Origin of the sequence: Vibrio kagoshimensis (genome assembly GCF_050337535.1) — a bacterium.
GTDB lineage: Bacteria > Pseudomonadota > Gammaproteobacteria > Enterobacterales > Vibrionaceae > Vibrio > Vibrio gallaecicus.
Genome location: NZ_JAKJSZ010000023.1, coordinates 21,339 through 37,913, shown reverse-complemented (window position 1 = coordinate 37,913; position 16,575 = coordinate 21,339). Strand labels below are relative to the sequence as shown.

Sequence of the window (16,575 nt, the reverse complement as noted above, 5' to 3'; positions counted from 1 at the left end):
AAATATCATTTGTGTTAATAATTAAGCGGAGTGTATCAATCTTATTTCAAAAATGAAACATTTTAGATATGTATTTTATAAAAACATTTTGCATATGAATGGCATCTTAACTCATTGATTAATAAGCTAGGTTAAAAATGGTCAGATGCATTAATAATAACAAGAATTCCATCAACTGCATGTCGGCAACTGACAGAGCAGACTCACAAATTGGACGCGTAGGACACACATTATTATTGTCAGTATATGGCTAACACGTGTGTAGTGTGAGCACGGTTTTGCGTACGATCTAATTACATTAATACAAAAAGAAGCGGCTCCACCTACTTGAGCCGCCTTATCTTCTTTATCCGAGCTTTTAGTCGTAGATAAATTTAAGGCTAATTAATATCGCCTTAGTCCCCACATCAAATACATACCACCGATAATCGATGCTACTAGCCCTGCCGGAATTTCCTGAGGATATAACCACTGCCTTCCAAGCCAGTCGGAAAATAGCATTAACGCCATACCGATGAGAGATGAACAAATTAAATGCTCTCTTGCCCGGCTAAAACCTAGTAATCTAGCCATGTGTGGCGCCATCAAACCAATAAAACTTAAAGGTCCAACAACTAAAGTGGCACTCACCGTCAAACAAGCAACCAGAACCAATAGCAGCACTCGAGAGCGTGAAACATTTAACCCTAATGACTTAGCACTAGCCTGACCGAGTGGTAAAACATCTAGCCAGCGAGCACAAATAAACCCTAGAGAAACGAAGACAACAGAAGATAGCATTAAAGGAAAGAGCGTCTCTTCAGTTACGTAATAAGTAGAACCGGCTAACCATGCTAATACTTGATAACTTCTTGGATCACCTCCCGCTAATACAAAGCTTTGTACGGCATTCATTAACGCAGTGATTGCGACACCAGTCAGCAGCACTCGCTCTGGTTGGAAACCTGACTTTTGGTTCAGTAGGACAATAATCGCTAGCGTACATACCGCACCAATCAAACCACCTGTATAAAGCCCGATGACACTGCCGCCGAAACCAGCCAAAATAGCAATAATCAAACCTAAAGCGGTTCCTGAGCTGATGCCAATCACTTCAGGGCTCGCCATCGGATTACCACTTAAGCGTTGAACGATTGTTCCCGCTACCGCTAGCATTCCCCCAGCTATTGCGGCTGCAATCAGCCGAGGTAACCGCCATTCTAGCAATGCCCAATCTTGCGTTAAAAACAGCCAACGCCACCCTTCAGTTTGTAACGAAAACAGGCTGAATATAATAAGAGCAAAAACAATCAAAAGGCTTGAAACTGCCACAGTTCTTTTACTTAAACGCGGAGTCACTTCATTGTGACGAGTAAGAATTGTTTGTGTCTGAGATTGGCTTTTCATCGAGAGCTTTGGCAATAGCCATAACAATAATGGCGCCCCTAATGCAGCCGTTGCGGCACCAGTAGGAATGAACATTGCCATCAAACCCGGTAGCTGTTGAATCAGTAGATCAGTTAAGCTTAAAAGCAGCCCACCTAGTAACATTGACACTAACAGTTTAGGAACTAAACGGTGAATACCCATTAAACGAGTAAGAGCAGGGGCAGCCAAACCAATAAACCCAATAATACCAACGGCGCTCACCACCCAAGCCGTTAGCATGACAGCTAAACCTAAGCACACGACGCGTAATTTAGGTAACGAAACCCCAAGGCTTTTCGCTCCTTGTTCTGAAAGTTGTAGCAAACTTAAAGGTTTCACAAAAATAAAGGCAATCAACACTGCAATCGTTAGGCGTGGAGCGAGATATTGAACGTCTTCCCAACCACTTTGAATGAGAGACCCTGCCCCCCAAATCATTAGCCCACTGAGCTTATCTTGATTCATCATTAGCAAGACTGTACTGATAGCCCCGCAATAAAGGTTCACGACTAAGCCAGAAACAATGACCACCGTTGGAGAAAGCGCTCGCCGCCAAGACAAAACAAATACTAGCCCCATCGTAGCGACACCACCCACAAGGGCTACCAGTGAGTATGACCACTCCAATAACCAAGGCGCATAAAGTGTTGCGAGCATAAGAGAAAAACTAGAGCCGCTTGCGACACCTAAAGTTGAAGGTGATGCTAGCGGGTTTCTTAAAACTTGCTGCATCAATACACCAGCGACAGCTAGAGCCGCACCCGATAATAATGTGGTGAATAGCCTTGGCCACCACGATAAATGTAACTTTACTGATTCAGGAGAGCTAAAATCAGCTGCCCATAAACTCGATAGCTGACTTAAACCAAATTGTGAAACAGAAAGGTTTTGACCAATCAAAACTAGAGTCGAGAGAATTAAAAGTGAAAACATGCCAAGAGTTATGGTTCTCATAGTCTCCCCTCCTGTTCCATCGTTTTTCCTTGATTCAAAGCAGACGAAATGAAGTGAGCAAATCTTGTAGCTGAAGGAATGGCACCAAAGCTCCATACCGGCGGTACCTGTATAGTCGGATAACCTGATTCTTTCACTATGTATTTCCAGAACTCATTCTTTTTGAGGTATTTTTCTGTTCCTGCTGGCATGGGTTCAATAACAACAATTTGCCCTTCCACACCGATTAATTGATCAATGCCGACTAAGCTGTATCCCCAAGTATTGGTTTCTTTTTTCCAAGCAGATTCAAGCCCAAGCTTATTGACGGACGCTTTATAAAGGCTATTTTGACCAAAGACTCGAACATGGTTGGAATCCATGAATTGAACTATGAGCAAGGGAGGAGCTCCCTTAGGTAAACTAGCAGCCAACACCCTTAGCTCTGCATCTGTTTCAGCAATAAGCTGCTCAGCTTGGTACTCTTTTTCTGCAATCTGAGCAATTTCACGAGTGATCTTCTCTAACATCGTCCAATCCACATCACCACTGCGATATAAACCTATATTTGTAACTGGAGCTATTTGGCTTAGTTGAGGCTCCAAAGCCGAGAACATCGGAGAAAGTAATATTCGGTCAGGCTTAAGTTCATGGATACGTTCAAAGTTTGGCTGTGTTCTCAACCCCACATCTGGCACATTACTTGGAATTTCAGGTGATTTAACCCAAGCGTTATAATCGGACGTTTGAGCAACGGCAACGGGTGTTGCCCCCAGCGCCAGTAGAGTCTCGGTATGAGTCCAATCAATCGAAACGATTCGTGGAGGTTCTTCGCTTTCTACCGATGATAGTTCATTGGTCAACGCTGGTGGCGTAAAAATAAGTGCGCTAATAATGAATAAACGATGTAGATAAGACTTTCGAAAAGTGGTCAACATCATGCAGGCTCCAAATCACCCGGCATAGCCACAGGATAACCAGCAGAGTGCTGAGTAATGTGCATCGGAACACCATAAATCGACTGTAATTCGGACTCTTGGAAAACGTCATCCACCATACCTTCAATCAGTAATTCACCACTGTGCAGCGCGATAATATGGTCGCAAAAGCGAGCTGCCATGTTGATATCATGGATAACGATGATCACACCTAAGTTTAGAGACTCACTCAGCTTTTTAATCAATGTCAGCATTTCAACTTGGTGACCTATATCCAATGCTGATAACGGCTCATCCAGTAATAGATATTTGGTGCGCTGAGCTAAAAGCATAGCTAACCATACTCTTTGACGTTCCCCTCCAGACAAAGTATCAACCAAGCGTTCTGCATATTGAGCGGTATCAGTTAACTCCATTGCCTCTTCAACATACTGCTTATCTTGGCTTGAAAGTCGCCCTAACAAGCCATGCCAAGGGTAGCGACCAAAACTCACTAAGTCTTTACCAGAAAGGCTGTCGGTTGCAGGTAAATGTTGGGGTAAATAAGCAATGTTTTTTGCGAAATCTTTATCTGACCATTTCGCTACTGTCTTGCTTTCTAACAAAACATTTCCGGATGTTGCATCTTGCTGTTTAGCTAATAGCTTGAGTAGAGTGGACTTACCAGAACCATTATGCCCGACCAACGCATAAATTTTTCCTGGTTCAAAAGACACATTAAAGTTATTCAACAGTTGTTTATTTCCGACCCTAAAACCGAGTTCCTTTGCTTCTAGCATACCTTCAACCTTAAGCCACTTACCTATTTAACCACTTACCCATTAATCAACTCACCGACCGTCAATTGGTAAAATGTAAGGAAATTAATAAAACCATTAACAGAGACGCATTTATACACTTGCAATATGCTAAATACAAATAATATTCATTTAGATTAAACTCAAAAATCCGAACAGCTCCACCTATATATACCAATGCACTTTTATAGCTAGTAAGCCCACCAGCTCCATGAAAAACAGAGATCTATTTCATTTTTCATTAGTTACTTGGTTTTTTAAAATTCATTTAGATGTCGGTTGAATGTGAAAACATATTTCTCGTAAGTTCATAAATCCAACTCACGCATGTTGCACGTTTGTTAACTAGGATGTAGAGTTTTTATTCCAACGAGGATTTATCCCAAAAGTGGATAAACGAATAATTAAGAAGGATCTTTATGAATACACTGTTAGCTGACTACCCTGTGATTACTGAAATCCCTGTCGCTTGGGGTGAAATGGACGCTCTGAATCACGTCAACAATGCCGTTTATTTTCGGTATTTCGAAACAGCACGCTTGGACTTCTTTAAACACGTCGAGCTAATGGAAGAAATGGCAGTGACCAAAATTGGTCCTGTTCTGGGGGATACCTACTGTAAATATTTTCGACCTGTCACCTATCCTGATACTTTGTTGATTGGATCAAAAATCACCGATGTTCAGGATGATCGATTTACAATGGAATACACCATTGTCAGCAGTAAACAGCAAAAGGTAACCACAGTTGGAAATGCAACTATCGTGATGTTTGACTTTGCATCAAACCAGAAAGCGTTATTGTCGATTCGCTTGCACAGTGCCATTCAAGAAATGAACGGGTTAGTGACTCAATAAAAGAAAGCTGAGTAGACAAGTGAATCGTTGAGCTCAATATTTGAGTATTTTGAATAGTTTGAAAATGGCTGGCTATCAAAAACATAAAAAAGCACTGAATGGGGAACATCCAGTGCTTTAATTATATAAGTATTCAACTTGTATGTGGCTTTCTAGTATCGAGCTAAACTCAACCTTAAGACATTACAGACCTTGTACATACTGAGCATTAGTGCGAACTTCAACCATGCTTTCCAAGCTCTGCTCTGAACCTTCAACACCATTAATTAATCCTTCGAAATGCTTAATTAACTCGACTTTATCTTGTACTTCTTTTGAGCCTGCACCAATGTTAGTCAGGTCAATAAAGAACTCATCGAATAAACCTGAGAAGTCTGACACGGCGTCATGATTCAAGAACTGCTCATGGTTATAAATACTTGGGTAACCACCTTTCTGCTTATCAACCGCAAATGAAATGCCTTTCACGTTTGTGATAGTCGTTGCTTTCTCACATTTCAGCATACAGCCAGCTTCGATACTTGGTTTATTACAACCTACCGTTCTTTGGAAGAAACACTGTCGGCTCGTCATCATCAAGATTGGGTGATAGATGCTGTAAAACAGTTTGAAGTTTTCTGGGCGGCTAATGTGGCGAATTTGACCTTTATTGATCTCATTTGAGATAAATGCACCCGCACAGTTAAGCTCTTCTTTCAGCGTCACTAATGCATGTGAATTGGTCGTATTCATGAATGGTCCTGCGACCCACTCAATTCCCATCTCGTAAGCTTTATAAGCAATACCAGTGTTGTTCGTGACGATGCGTGCCGGTTTAATTTCTTCTAAAATACGAACCGCTTCATCGTAATCTTTACCGATCAATACCGCTGGGAACCAAGGAATCAAACGAGGATTTTCAGCAAGGATATCGATGTATTTATTACAACGTTTCTTAAAGCTTTCTGGCAATTTGAAGTAAATATCGGCTTCAGTCACATCACATAAATGTAAATCTTCAACATCCGCAATAAGCATTGATAACGTTGGAGTGTCATTTACTTTAGGGTATTTAGGCAAAGCTGGAACTTCAACGTGCTTAATCACTTTAACTGAGCCATTTAAGATGAAATCAATTTCTTCTTTCAACGCAGTCACTTCTTTTAGTGGAATCGCTAAGCCCGCATCTAACTGCTCAAAGTCATAGTTGTCTAAGCTATGAATAGCACTTTTCACAGACTTAAAGCGTTTCTCTAAAAGCTCAGTAGTAATGGCTTTCTCACCGGCAGCTGAAAGAATAGATGGCGATGTCACTTCAAACGTTTCTTTATCTGAAATAACAGACACTTTAAAAGGCTGGCCAAGCTTTGCAGTAAAGGCTAACGTTAGTGAAGTTTTGCGAATATCCAAATATTGAATTTTTTCACGCATCTCTTCGCCAAGCTCGTTCTTAGAACTGTATAAGTTGTCAGTCACTTCTTGGATTTGAACCACTGAAATAGAATCAGTTTCGGATGCGGCTTTATCAACTGCATAATTGACGCTGTTGTCACGAGGGTTATCAATGAACATATCTTTCGTTAAGTTGCCCTTAAGGAAAGAGTTTGTGAAATCTCGGTTGAATACTTTATGTAGGTTCGAATCATCTTCGATCAATAGGCCGCTTTCAACGAAGCTATCAATCTGTTTACGCCATGTATCAACCACGGTGTAAACGTAGTGCGCGCCTTTAATACGCCCTTCAACTTTCAAAGAATCTACTTTTGCGTCAACCAATTCCGGTAAGTCGTAATAAGCAGAGTTATCTTTTAAGTTAAGCGGGAACTTATTACCAGCATTCGTGATTTCATATTCATCGCGACATGCTTGGCTACAACGACCACGGTTTCCTGAATTACCCACACTTACAGAGCTTGAGTAACACTGCCCCGAGAAAGCAATGCACAAAGCACCATGTACAAACACTTCCGTTAGTACATCATGATCATGTGCGACTTCTGTCAGCATTTTGATTTCAGGTAGGTTCAGCTCACGAGAAAGGTTAACGCGAGTAGCGCCAATTTTAGACAAGAACTTAATCTGACCTTCATTGTGTGTTGTAAGCTGAGTAGAAGCGTGGACATCTAGTGATGGAAAGTGCTTCTTAACTAGATCAAATAAACCCAAGTCTTGAACAATAATGCCGTCCAGTTTGGTATTCACCAGTTGGTTTAACAACTTGCTGATGCTCTTAATTTCATGCTCTAAAAGTACAACATTCAGAGTCAAAAACACTTCACAACCATATTCATGAGCAAGGCGAATTACACCGTTCAATTCATCTAATGATAAGTTGGATGCTCGGTTACGAGCGTTGAAGGTGTCTAAACCACAATAAACCGCGTTTGCTCCCGCAACGATGGCCGCTTTAATTGCTTCTACATCGCCACCAGGGGCTAATAACTCAATTTTTCTGCTCATTTGAAACCGCTCACTTGCTTAACTTATAATTTTTTTGAGCGCGTATTCTAACGACATCACCTATTCATTACCACAGATCTAGCTTTTATTGACTTGAATCACATTAATTATTTAGCAAATAGGCTTTGAAATTAAATATATAGTGAATAATTTTATCCGTAATTAGATATGCTAAAAGGCAGATCTGTTTTACCACTTACTTTAATAAACCAAACCGCTAGAGGGAATGATGTCGCTACCCACTTTATACTCATTACGCCGTTGCCCATACGCGATGCGGGCAAGAATGGGATTACTGCTAGCAGAGCAATCCGTAATGCTAAGAGATATTGTTACTCGCAATAAGCCCAAGGAGTTATTAGAAGCCTCACCAAAGGGCACTGTGCCTGTGATCGTTCTAGATAATGGAGAAGTGATAGAGCAAAGCCTAGATATTATGTTATGGGCTTTATCCAATAGTGATCCGCACAATTTACTTCGTTTGGATGAGCCTTTAATAGCAAGCGAAATTATAGAATTAGTCAGTCAAAGCGATACGCATTTCATACCTCTTCTAGAACAATATAGAGCATCCGCTAGATACCATAATGATGACCTAGAGCAACGTAGAAACCTATGTGAAGAACTCATCTCCGACTTAGAAAAGCGCTTGAAAAAGCACGCCTATTTATTTGGTGAGATGCCTTGCCTTGCTGACTACGCATTAATGCCTTTTGTCAGTCAGTTTTCAAGAGTTGAAAAGAAGTGGTTTGTTCAGTCTCAATATTCAGGTGTTGGTCGTTGGTTGAAGACCCATTATGAGAGTGCTTTATATACAAGAATAGTGAAGCAATATCCGCAGTGGGTTGAAAGCCAGCAGGAGTTTTTATTTAAGTAACTTTCTATCTTTAAGTAACTTTCGATGAACTAACAGAGAGAAAATGACCTTAGTATTCAGTCATTTTTCTCTCTACTATAATAATTCACTTAATTTAGAATAATCTCAACTCGTCTATTTTTAGCTTGGCCCGCCTGAGTCGTATTATTCGCTACAGGGCTGCTTTCCCCTTGAGAAGAAGCCAAAGTATTAACTTCACTTTCATCTAAAAGTGTCCCAACCGCTTGTGCTCGCTTTAGACCAAGTGTGAAATTATAATTTTCACTTCCTCTTGCATCAGTGTGACCTTCAAGTAAAAAGTCATTATCCGTGTGCTGCGCAATTCGAATGATTTTATCTAGTATGTATTTTGATTGTTTAGACAACGTAGAACTATCAAAATCAAAGTACACCCTTGCTAGCACATCCCCTTGTGAGGCGTTTTGAAGGTGTCCATTTGCGATAAGAAATTCAGAGCAATCTTTATCGACTTTAAATTGATTAGCAATCAACTCTGAAAGCTCAATGTTAGTATCATTTTCATAGGCCACGACTAGGTTCATGCTTCCCGCTTTTGGGATAACGGTAACCACGTCACCGGCTTCAACACTCACCGCTTTATCCAGTGACGGCTTCGCGCAGTAATAATTAAAAAGTTCAGAAGAAGTCGAAGCAAATGCTGTATTTGCCAGACCCAAAGCTGTGATTAGGATAAGAGTTCGTTTCATTTTCATATTTCCTACTTTAAGTGCCCTATTTCTTCTGAAATTAAATTAAGAATGATATCGAGTAATTCATCTGGATCTGCTGCGTCATAAACATTTTCGATACCAACGCAATTCGCTAAAGCTTGATTATCACTAACGGTATAGTCAAAACCAACAAACGCCATTTGGAAGTTAACGGGTCGGTTTGAATTAGTTTGTCTACTGTTTAGCTCAGCTTTTATCTCAGTACACATACCCGCATTGACCAAGCTTGCAGTTGGGGTCCCGTATCTAAATGTTCCATTCCCCACTTTGTCTAGCCCATCTGAGAGTATGACCATTAATTGCCTAGGGTTAGGATCCGTCAAGTCACCGAAAAACTGAGCAGACTTGATGATTCCCTGATAGGAACCTGTCCAACCATCCGGTCTAAAGTTCTTCATGCTGTTTTTTATGGAGGTAAAGTTATCGGTGAAACTCAAGTTAAAAAATGGATAAGAATCATTGTCGTACTTATCAAAATTACAAACCATGTCTCTATTATCAGCTTGATTATTCCAAATATTATTAACAGTTACAGTCGGATCAACCGTGTTGCTATTAGTATTGGCATAATGCAACTCATCAATAAACTCAATCGTTCCACGGTTATCATAATGGTCATAACAATCGTCTTCGCAATCATAATATGTCGAAGTGCATCTATTCCTACAATTCCAATCCCAGCTATTACAGCTGGAGTAACACTGACTATAAGTGCTGTAGCATTGGTTTCTGCACTGCTGTAACAACTGATTATCTCTGCATTCAGTAATGCCATCGGACCCTAGTTTGTCGGTATATTCAGAGTAAGGAATGATAGAAACACGATTCAACGTTAAAGCCGTGTCTTGGTATTTATCGAGCTCATCTAATACTGAATTAACAATCTCTCGTACCGCTTTATATTTCTTTTTCCCTTTCCAATTCTCATTCATGGAACCCGAATAATCGACAACAAAAGAAATGTCTATGCTATCCCCTTGGTACTTACGTGCAATACTGTCATGGCTCACATCATAAGTTTCACCAAATCCTACCAAGTCACCGTTTGTCGGTAACCAAGAATTATGGGTTGTCACAATATCAATGGCATATTCGTTATAACGAGTTCCACCGTCACAGTCCGTCTGAGAACTCGCTTTACATTCTGTTCTAACAATATTAATTGATTGAATGCTTTCTTTATCYTCTAAGTAAGCATCAATATACAAAGTAGCAAGAGCTCTGTTTTCTTGTTCATTTTCACTATTTCTAGCTGCAAGAGCCAAAGCTGATACTTCTGCTGCATCTCCTAAACGAGCTTTATTTTGTAATGCTCGGGAACCATCAATCGCTAATGTAAATAAGCCCCATACCCCTGGAATGATCAAAGCAAACAGCAATGCAGCATGCCCACTTTGCTTTCTTAAACTAGGTAACATATTAGCGCCCCATCATAATGGAAGAGGATTGTATGGTCGTGAAATTCGCATCTAATAATTCACCAGCCCAATTATCTGTTTCATAGCAAATAGTCACACGATATAGAGACGCTCTGCGCCCCCAGCTTGTGATCATCGATAGAGCATCATAATCTTGTAAAGTTTGAGCAAGTGAACACCCTCCACTTTGATTTATCGTGGTCAAAGCAGAAGTCGTGTTATCTGAAAATGTCAAAGACTCAAAGGTAGAACTCATATTTGCATTTGAATAATCGCCGGTTGTTCGCTGTAAAGACTGAGCAATTATTTGGTGTAACTCTAACGCGCTGGCATTAGTTATCTCAGAGTTATTAGGTGAATAAAGCTGTGTACGTTCTTTTAAGATATTGACGGCTGAATATGAAAGCCTATCTAATTTACCTTGCATGGAGAGTTTGATAACTAAGTCTGACGTAAAGATCATCAAGGTCGCGAATACAACGCCAAGAAGAGCAAACTCAATTGAAAAGTTGCCTTTCTGTTTAGAAATCGAATGCATCACGCTCATACTCCTGTACAACAATAACCTCACGTCTGAACATGCCCGGAACGGCAATGAATTGGCTTAACATTGGTTCAAAATCATACTCAACGGCATAAACCGCAATTGCGCTAGCTTCCGATGAACCACACTCTAATTCAGAGCTAGTGTCACTCTCACCCCGACAGTCACCAACATAGTCACCTAGGTCTTGAATGCTTTTTAAATATTGGATGGTAAATCGATAGTTATTACTGTCGACAAGACCTCCGTATTGAGCACTCTCCTGCGTGATTACATTTTTAAATGTTGTCATAAATTCATTGGATGAATTAGAGCTTAATCTGCCATTAGCGTCATAGCTTGGAGAAACTAACTTAGCTTCACGAGCCGCTTCAGATATAGCGACATCCGTCACTGACGATATATGCGCCATATACCCAATTTCAGCCCAAGTCATGCACATCAGAAAAAAAGCCATAAAGCCTAATGAAAATTCGATCGCCGCTACACCACGCTGTTTTTTTCTTAAAATTACTCGCGAAAATGTATTTGATTTAATATTCATAATTGGACTCTAAGGGAAGAGAATGTCCGCTTCGGATAACTTTACTGCTTGCTTCAATCGCCTTTAAAACACTGTCTAGATCTTTACGTTTGTAATGCTGCTTTAGTATTGCTTTCGCTTGGTAAGAATCACCAGATTTAACTAATGCGATGACTAGGTTTGAACGGACCATTTCATTTTCAGGTTTATTTTGGTAAAGCGGGGTAAGTAAATTAACAGCTTTATCGTAATGCCCTTGCAGCATATAAACCGTAGCCAAATTATTTTTGACTGCTATATCATTATAAAAATAACGGCGTGCTTGGTTTAACGAAGCCTCTGCCGCATTAAAGTCGCCTAGCTCAGAATACAAAATACCAAGCAAATTATGCAATTCGCCATCTTTTGGTTGAAGCTCTAGTGCTTTTTTAGTCAAAGCGAGAGAACTCGATATCTTTCGTAATTGATATTTGGCTTTGGCCTTAATTTTTAGCGCTGAAGTATTAGTCTCCAAATCATCAACACTTTCTAAAACAAACAGCGCCGAATCAAAATCACCCGAAGCCTGATAAACATTGGCGAGTTTAATCCGAGTTTCAACATCTTCAGCCACTTGTAATTGCTGTTTATAAAGCTCGATCAGCTGATTATGATTGCTACTCTGAATTAACATAGACTCACGGTTACTAGCGGTCGCTTTGTAAGGCTCAGGTTGAGGCGTACCGCCTGAAGTGCAGCCATTAATAAACAATAAAGCCACAATAAGATACATATTCTTAAGCATCAGCCATCAACCTCATAATTCCAGGAGCAACAATAATAAAAACAATTGGCATCATGATAAAAAGAATTAGAGGTATCGACATTTTAGCGGCTAACTTACCGATTTTTTCTTCTACATGAAGCATGTTTACCGCTCTAATATCGGCAGCTAACGTCGTTAAAACGGAGTAGATTGAAGACCCGTATTGCAAGCTTTGTTTGAGAGTCATCACGAAACTGCGCATCTCAGGACTTGGGATCCGTAAGTACAATTCATCAAGCGACCTTTCTAATCCAACGACTCTAGAACGTTCATTAGTTTTTGCTAATAACTTAGCTAAGTTCTTATCAAAGCCCTTCATTTCATTAGCAAGGTAGCTAAGTGCCGACTCCAAAGTCATACCTGTTTGTACACATATTGCCAAGAGATCTAATAAATACGGCAATTGGCTTGAAGTATGCGCAATTAAGCGTTTTTTCATATAGGCAAGGTAGCTGTCTGGTGCTATGACACAAAAGATAAACCACACCACGCCAGCGATCAGTACTGTATTCGCTTCTACAACATTAAACGTTGATAGAAAATAGAAACTAATCGCCCCAATTAAAAATACACCATACTTTATGTGCATGTAGTAACGCTTGAATCGAAAGCCTTCTAGACCAGCATCTGCGAATTTTTTATTTATCTCTTCTTCACTCGACGTAAATTGAGATATTAATGAATTAAAAACATTCGTATTATTTTCTTCCAATGGTTCTTGCTTATTATCTTCATGTGTTAAGTAGCTATAAAATGTTTGCTTGCGTCTGTAATTGCTAAATAGCAAATAAACAATGATTCCAACGCCAAAAGATAGTGTAATCAGAACAATAAATAGGTTCATTTGAGTTGACATTAATTCTGCGCCCCTCTCATTAGCAACCAGACAATAGTAAGACCAATAGATTCACTCGCAATCAGATAGTAAAGCAGTGGTTTCCCAGCAGGGTCGAACATAATAAATTCATAGTTTTCCGGACTAACAAATTGCAAGCCAAAAAGAAATATCATAGGAATTGCGGCCACGATTTTCGCCGACATTCGAGCTTCTGACGTCATAGAGTATTTCTTTTTTTCTACGGCACGGCTGTCAAACATCAAACGGTTCAATCGACTTATTACGTCTTTTAATTGTCCCCCTCTTTGCATATTGGCACGTAAAGTAATTACAAAAAAATGAAAAGCAGGGTAAGGGAAACGGCTACAAGATTTACGAAAAACAGAGTCAGCGCTTTCACCTAACTGTAACCTTTCGCCCATTCGTCTAAATTCTTGTCCGACTTCACCTTCTAATGATTTACCAACGTAAATGATGGCATGCATGATACTTTCACCAGCGCTGACCGCACTCGCTAACATGTTTAATGCGTCAGGAAAAGCTTCATCAAATTGTTTTTTTTCACGTTTTTGTAGCCAGCTATAGCCAAGTAACATTCCTACTACTTCACACACTAGGGTCACGTAGAGAATATTGCCGCGAATCAGATAAGTATTTAGAGCAGAAGCAATAACACCCAGCACAACTAAATAAGCCACAATCTTGATAGACGCTAACTTGCCTACTTGGCGTTTCACTCTATTCAGTTTTTGCAATAATCGAACATGTAACTTTCGGTCTGACAAAGAAGCAAGATCGACCGCTTGTTGTGCCTCTTCAATAGACTCAACGCGCAATGTCTGTGCCGCTTCTTCTAAATAAAAATGACGGTTTGCCTTATTTTTATTTGGCCAATAAGCGATCATTACCGCTAAGCCACCACCAATCAATGCAAGCCAATAGATCATGCAGGAATACCGACAGAGAACGCTTCATTAAGCTGCTGTTCTAGCCCAAAGAAACGAGCCTTTTCTACTAAAACAGAACGTTGCATCAACCCTGCAGTGACATACTTACCTGTCACCTTTCCAGTATCTTGGCTCATAGAAGGTTGAAACTTAAAGATCTCCTCTAAAACAACGTTATCACCTTCTAAACCAATCACCTCGGTAATACTCATCACTTTACGGCTACCGTCGTGCAAGCGACTGATCTGAATAACAATGTCTACTGCACTTACAATGGTTCTGCGTATCGCGGCTAAAGGCAAATTACTGGTCGCCATCATTACCATCGCTTCAACCCTTGCGAGCGCATCTCGTGGAGTATTGGCGTGCAGTGTCGACATGGAGCCATCATGACCTGTATTCATGGCTTGCAACATCTCAAATGCTTCAGAGCCACGGCACTCACCCACAACAATTCTATCTGGGCGCATACGAAGTGAGTTGATCACCAGGTCTCGTTGGGTTATCTGACCTGAGCCTTCAATTCCGGCGGTTCTTGTTTCTAAACGAACCACATGTGGCTGAAGTAAACGCAGCTCTGCCGCATCTTCAATCGTCACAATCCGTTCTTTCTCAGAGATAAACTGGGACAATGCATTGAGCATGGTTGTTTTACCGGAACCCGTACCACCTGAAATGAGAATGTTTAAACGGCACCGGGCTGCAATCATCAATATCTTTGCCATTTCAGGGCTCATTGCACCAAAATCAACAAGTTGAGAAAAGTTAATGGATTGCTTTTTGAACTTACGAATCGAGATAGAAGTGCCATCAATTGCAACGGGAGGAATAACAATATTCACACGGCTGCCATCTTCTAAACGAGCATCACAAGTTGGAGAGGATTCATCTACACGACGTCCTACTCGGCTCGCAATACGCTTGGCAATCTGCTGAAGCTGCTGCTCATCAATAAACATAGCCGCAGATTTTTCAACCAGTCCATTTCGCTCAATGAATACATTTTGGTGACCGTTGATCATAATGTCACTGATGCTTTCATCATCCATCAGTGCTTGCAGTGGACCTAACCCATGTAACTCATCAACTAAGCTTTGAACATACTCGGCTCTTACTATCGTAGCGACAGACAAACCTAGTTTCTCAACAAGCATTTCAACGGCATTACCGAGTTGCTTAGTTAAAGCACTTTTCGAGAGTGAATTTACCGCTTCGGCGTCCAAAGCATCAAATATTTGAGATCGGATCTCGACATAAGCTTTCTGAGCGAAATCCATTATACGCCTCGCTTAAGCAAACGATGAATGATGGATTTTTTCTGCTTTTGCTCATTCTGACCTAATAATAAATGCGTAATACGATTAACACTTCGCCCTACAGGTGAATTCATTTCATACATATGTTTCTTGTCTAAAACCATTTTTCCTAGCTTGGGATCATTTGGACACACTACATCCGCAGACTTCCCTAAATACGATTTAATATCCACTTCGGTTATGGTCGCTGCATTCTCAGGCATCGTATAATTGAGCACAAAAACCGTTCTCGTTTTAGAAGACATAATGTCCATATGCTTCTGTACACGCTTAGCTTCGCGTAGGCTAGAAACGGTAGGTTCAATCATTAGCAACAATATGTCTGAATGCTCAGAGATATAATTAAGATCTTGTTTGCAGTTTGAAGAACGAGACAAATCTTCAAGAATAAAGTTAAATTGACCTGATAGCTGATCAGACAAGGTTCTAGCGTATTCTTTCAGTTCAAGTTCATTCAATTCTTCAGATTCGATTGAAAGAACCGATAGCATACCGCTTATTTTTTTTACCATACTGCTAGCGTAAGTCGCGTCTAAACTCGCCGTAATGGAACTTCGCGTAACTGGCTTCTTTTCGTGTTTATCTAAACTCAAAAAGATATCTAGATTCCCACCTCGAAAATCGTGATCAACGATAAGGCATGAACTGTTTTTCTTTGTAGAAAGTTCATAAGCAATTTCAGCCGTCATTAAGGTGGCACCGACTCCCCCTTTCGTGCCCCAAACCGCTACTTTTTTCGCCGTTCTATCTTTACCAAGACCGCTATTTCGCTTGCGGTTACTGTCTACGTTACGAACGAAATCTATTAATTCTTGCTTAGGAATAGGCCAAAAGACATAGTAAAAGCCCATGCCTTTGAGGTTTCGTATTGTTGAAATTGCATCTTCACTACCAATCACGATGACAGAAGCTTCATTTGGCAACAGGTGGCTTATACGCTCCATATCTTTTGATACGTTCGAGCTTTGGTTGAGCTCAACAATGACCACTGAAATTTGAGAGTCACGGATATGTTGCTGAATATTTTGATCCGAATTTTCAAGCATTGAAGGAGAAACGAGCCCCTCAAATCGAAAAGCTTCTTCTACCAGATCCATACATTCCTGAGTCTGATAAAAGAGCACAGTTGTAATCAATTCTTGAGTAACAGGTTTAGCGTCACTTTTCGTTTTTAGAATATCGACTAAATCAAACATTTTAATGAC

15 protein-coding genes are annotated in these 16,575 nt (G+C 40.4%); 2 read left to right on the top strand and 13 right to left on the bottom strand.

What is annotated here, in order from left to right; all coding sequences use genetic code 11:
* Positions 1 to 384: 384 nt before the first annotated feature.
* The 3 genes from fhuB to L4C37_RS19210 are packed head-to-tail and all read right to left on the bottom strand — an operon-like array spanning position 385 to position 4,057.
* The gene (gene fhuB / locus L4C37_RS19220) at positions 385 to 2,361 is read right to left on the bottom strand and encodes a Fe(3+)-hydroxamate ABC transporter permease FhuB (protein ID WP_429769469.1); all 1,977 of its coding nucleotides are present in this window, start codon (positions 2,359 to 2,361) and stop codon (positions 385 to 387) included.
* Positions 2,358 to 3,281 (bottom strand): ABC transporter substrate-binding protein, encoded by a 924-nt coding sequence (locus L4C37_RS19215; protein WP_429769467.1) that lies wholly within the window; start codon positions 3,279 to 3,281, stop codon positions 2,358 to 2,360. The genes fhuB and L4C37_RS19215 overlap by 4 nt, the downstream gene beginning before the upstream one ends.
* Positions 3,278 to 4,057, bottom strand: coding sequence for an ABC transporter ATP-binding protein (locus L4C37_RS19210; RefSeq protein ID WP_137372767.1), 780 nt, complete (start codon positions 4,055 to 4,057; stop codon positions 3,278 to 3,280). Before L4C37_RS19210 ends, L4C37_RS19215 begins: the two co-directional genes overlap by 4 nt.
* A gap of 437 nt (positions 4,058 to 4,494) precedes the next feature.
* On the opposite strand from L4C37_RS19210, the gene L4C37_RS19205 reads away from it, so the two are divergent.
* Positions 4,495 to 4,932, top strand: a complete 438-nt coding sequence (locus tag L4C37_RS19205) for an acyl-CoA thioesterase (protein ID WP_137372766.1) — start codon at positions 4,495 to 4,497, stop codon at positions 4,930 to 4,932.
* Between the two features lie 183 nt (positions 4,933 to 5,115).
* On the opposite strand, the gene L4C37_RS19200 is transcribed toward L4C37_RS19205, so the two are convergent.
* Positions 5,116 to 7,371 (bottom strand): peptidase U32 family protein, encoded by a 2,256-nt coding sequence (locus L4C37_RS19200; RefSeq protein ID WP_137372765.1) that lies wholly within the window; start codon positions 7,369 to 7,371, stop codon positions 5,116 to 5,118.
* Positions 7,372 to 7,600: 229 nt separating this feature from the next.
* Here L4C37_RS19200 and L4C37_RS19195 point away from each other — a divergent pair, with 229 nt between their 5' ends.
* Positions 7,601 to 8,248, top strand: coding sequence for a glutathione S-transferase (locus L4C37_RS19195; protein WP_429769493.1), 648 nt, complete (start codon positions 7,601 to 7,603; stop codon positions 8,246 to 8,248).
* Positions 8,249 to 8,337: 89 nt separating this feature from the next.
* Here the strand turns inward: L4C37_RS19195 and L4C37_RS19190 are convergent, their stop codons facing one another.
* The 9 genes from L4C37_RS19190 to L4C37_RS19150 are packed head-to-tail and all read right to left on the bottom strand — an operon-like array spanning position 8,338 to position 16,566.
* On the bottom strand, positions 8,338 to 8,955 hold the full coding sequence (locus tag L4C37_RS19190) for an OmpA family protein (RefSeq protein ID WP_429769464.1): 618 nt from the start codon (positions 8,953 to 8,955) through the stop codon (positions 8,338 to 8,340).
* A gap of 11 nt (positions 8,956 to 8,966) precedes the next feature.
* On the bottom strand, positions 8,967 to 10,397 hold the full coding sequence (locus L4C37_RS19185; protein ID WP_429769462.1) for a TadE/TadG family type IV pilus assembly protein: 1,431 nt from the start codon (positions 10,395 to 10,397) through the stop codon (positions 8,967 to 8,969).
* Between the two features lies 1 nt (position 10,398).
* Positions 10,399 to 10,935, bottom strand: a complete 537-nt coding sequence (gene tadF / locus L4C37_RS19180) for a tight adherence pilus pseudopilin TadF (protein ID WP_137372812.1) — start codon at positions 10,933 to 10,935, stop codon at positions 10,399 to 10,401.
* A complete protein-coding gene (locus L4C37_RS19175) occupies positions 10,919 to 11,485 on the bottom strand; it encodes a TadE/TadG family type IV pilus assembly protein (RefSeq protein ID WP_273294077.1) in 567 nt (188 codons plus the stop codon). The genes tadF and L4C37_RS19175 overlap by 17 nt, the downstream gene beginning before the upstream one ends.
* Positions 11,475 to 12,248 (bottom strand): tetratricopeptide repeat protein, encoded by a 774-nt coding sequence (locus L4C37_RS19170; protein WP_429769460.1) that lies wholly within the window; start codon positions 12,246 to 12,248, stop codon positions 11,475 to 11,477. Before L4C37_RS19170 ends, L4C37_RS19175 begins: the two co-directional genes overlap by 11 nt.
* Positions 12,241 to 13,125 carry a type II secretion system F family protein gene (locus tag L4C37_RS19165; protein WP_429769458.1) on the bottom strand — a complete coding sequence of 295 codons (885 nt, stop codon included), beginning with the start codon at positions 13,123 to 13,125 and terminating at the stop codon, positions 12,241 to 12,243. The genes L4C37_RS19170 and L4C37_RS19165 overlap by 8 nt, the downstream gene beginning before the upstream one ends.
* Positions 13,125 to 14,054 carry a type II secretion system F family protein gene (locus tag L4C37_RS19160; RefSeq protein WP_273296630.1) on the bottom strand — a complete coding sequence of 310 codons (930 nt, stop codon included), beginning with the start codon at positions 14,052 to 14,054 and terminating at the stop codon, positions 13,125 to 13,127. The genes L4C37_RS19165 and L4C37_RS19160 overlap by 1 nt, the downstream gene beginning before the upstream one ends.
* On the bottom strand, positions 14,051 to 15,331 hold the full coding sequence (locus L4C37_RS19155; protein ID WP_137372759.1) for a TadA family conjugal transfer-associated ATPase: 1,281 nt from the start codon (positions 15,329 to 15,331) through the stop codon (positions 14,051 to 14,053). The genes L4C37_RS19160 and L4C37_RS19155 overlap by 4 nt, the downstream gene beginning before the upstream one ends.
* Positions 15,331 to 16,566, bottom strand: a complete 1,236-nt coding sequence (locus tag L4C37_RS19150) for a CpaE/TadZ family protein (protein WP_429769456.1) — start codon at positions 16,564 to 16,566, stop codon at positions 15,331 to 15,333. The genes L4C37_RS19155 and L4C37_RS19150 overlap by 1 nt, the downstream gene beginning before the upstream one ends.
* Between the last annotated feature and the right edge of the window lie 9 nt (positions 16,567 to 16,575).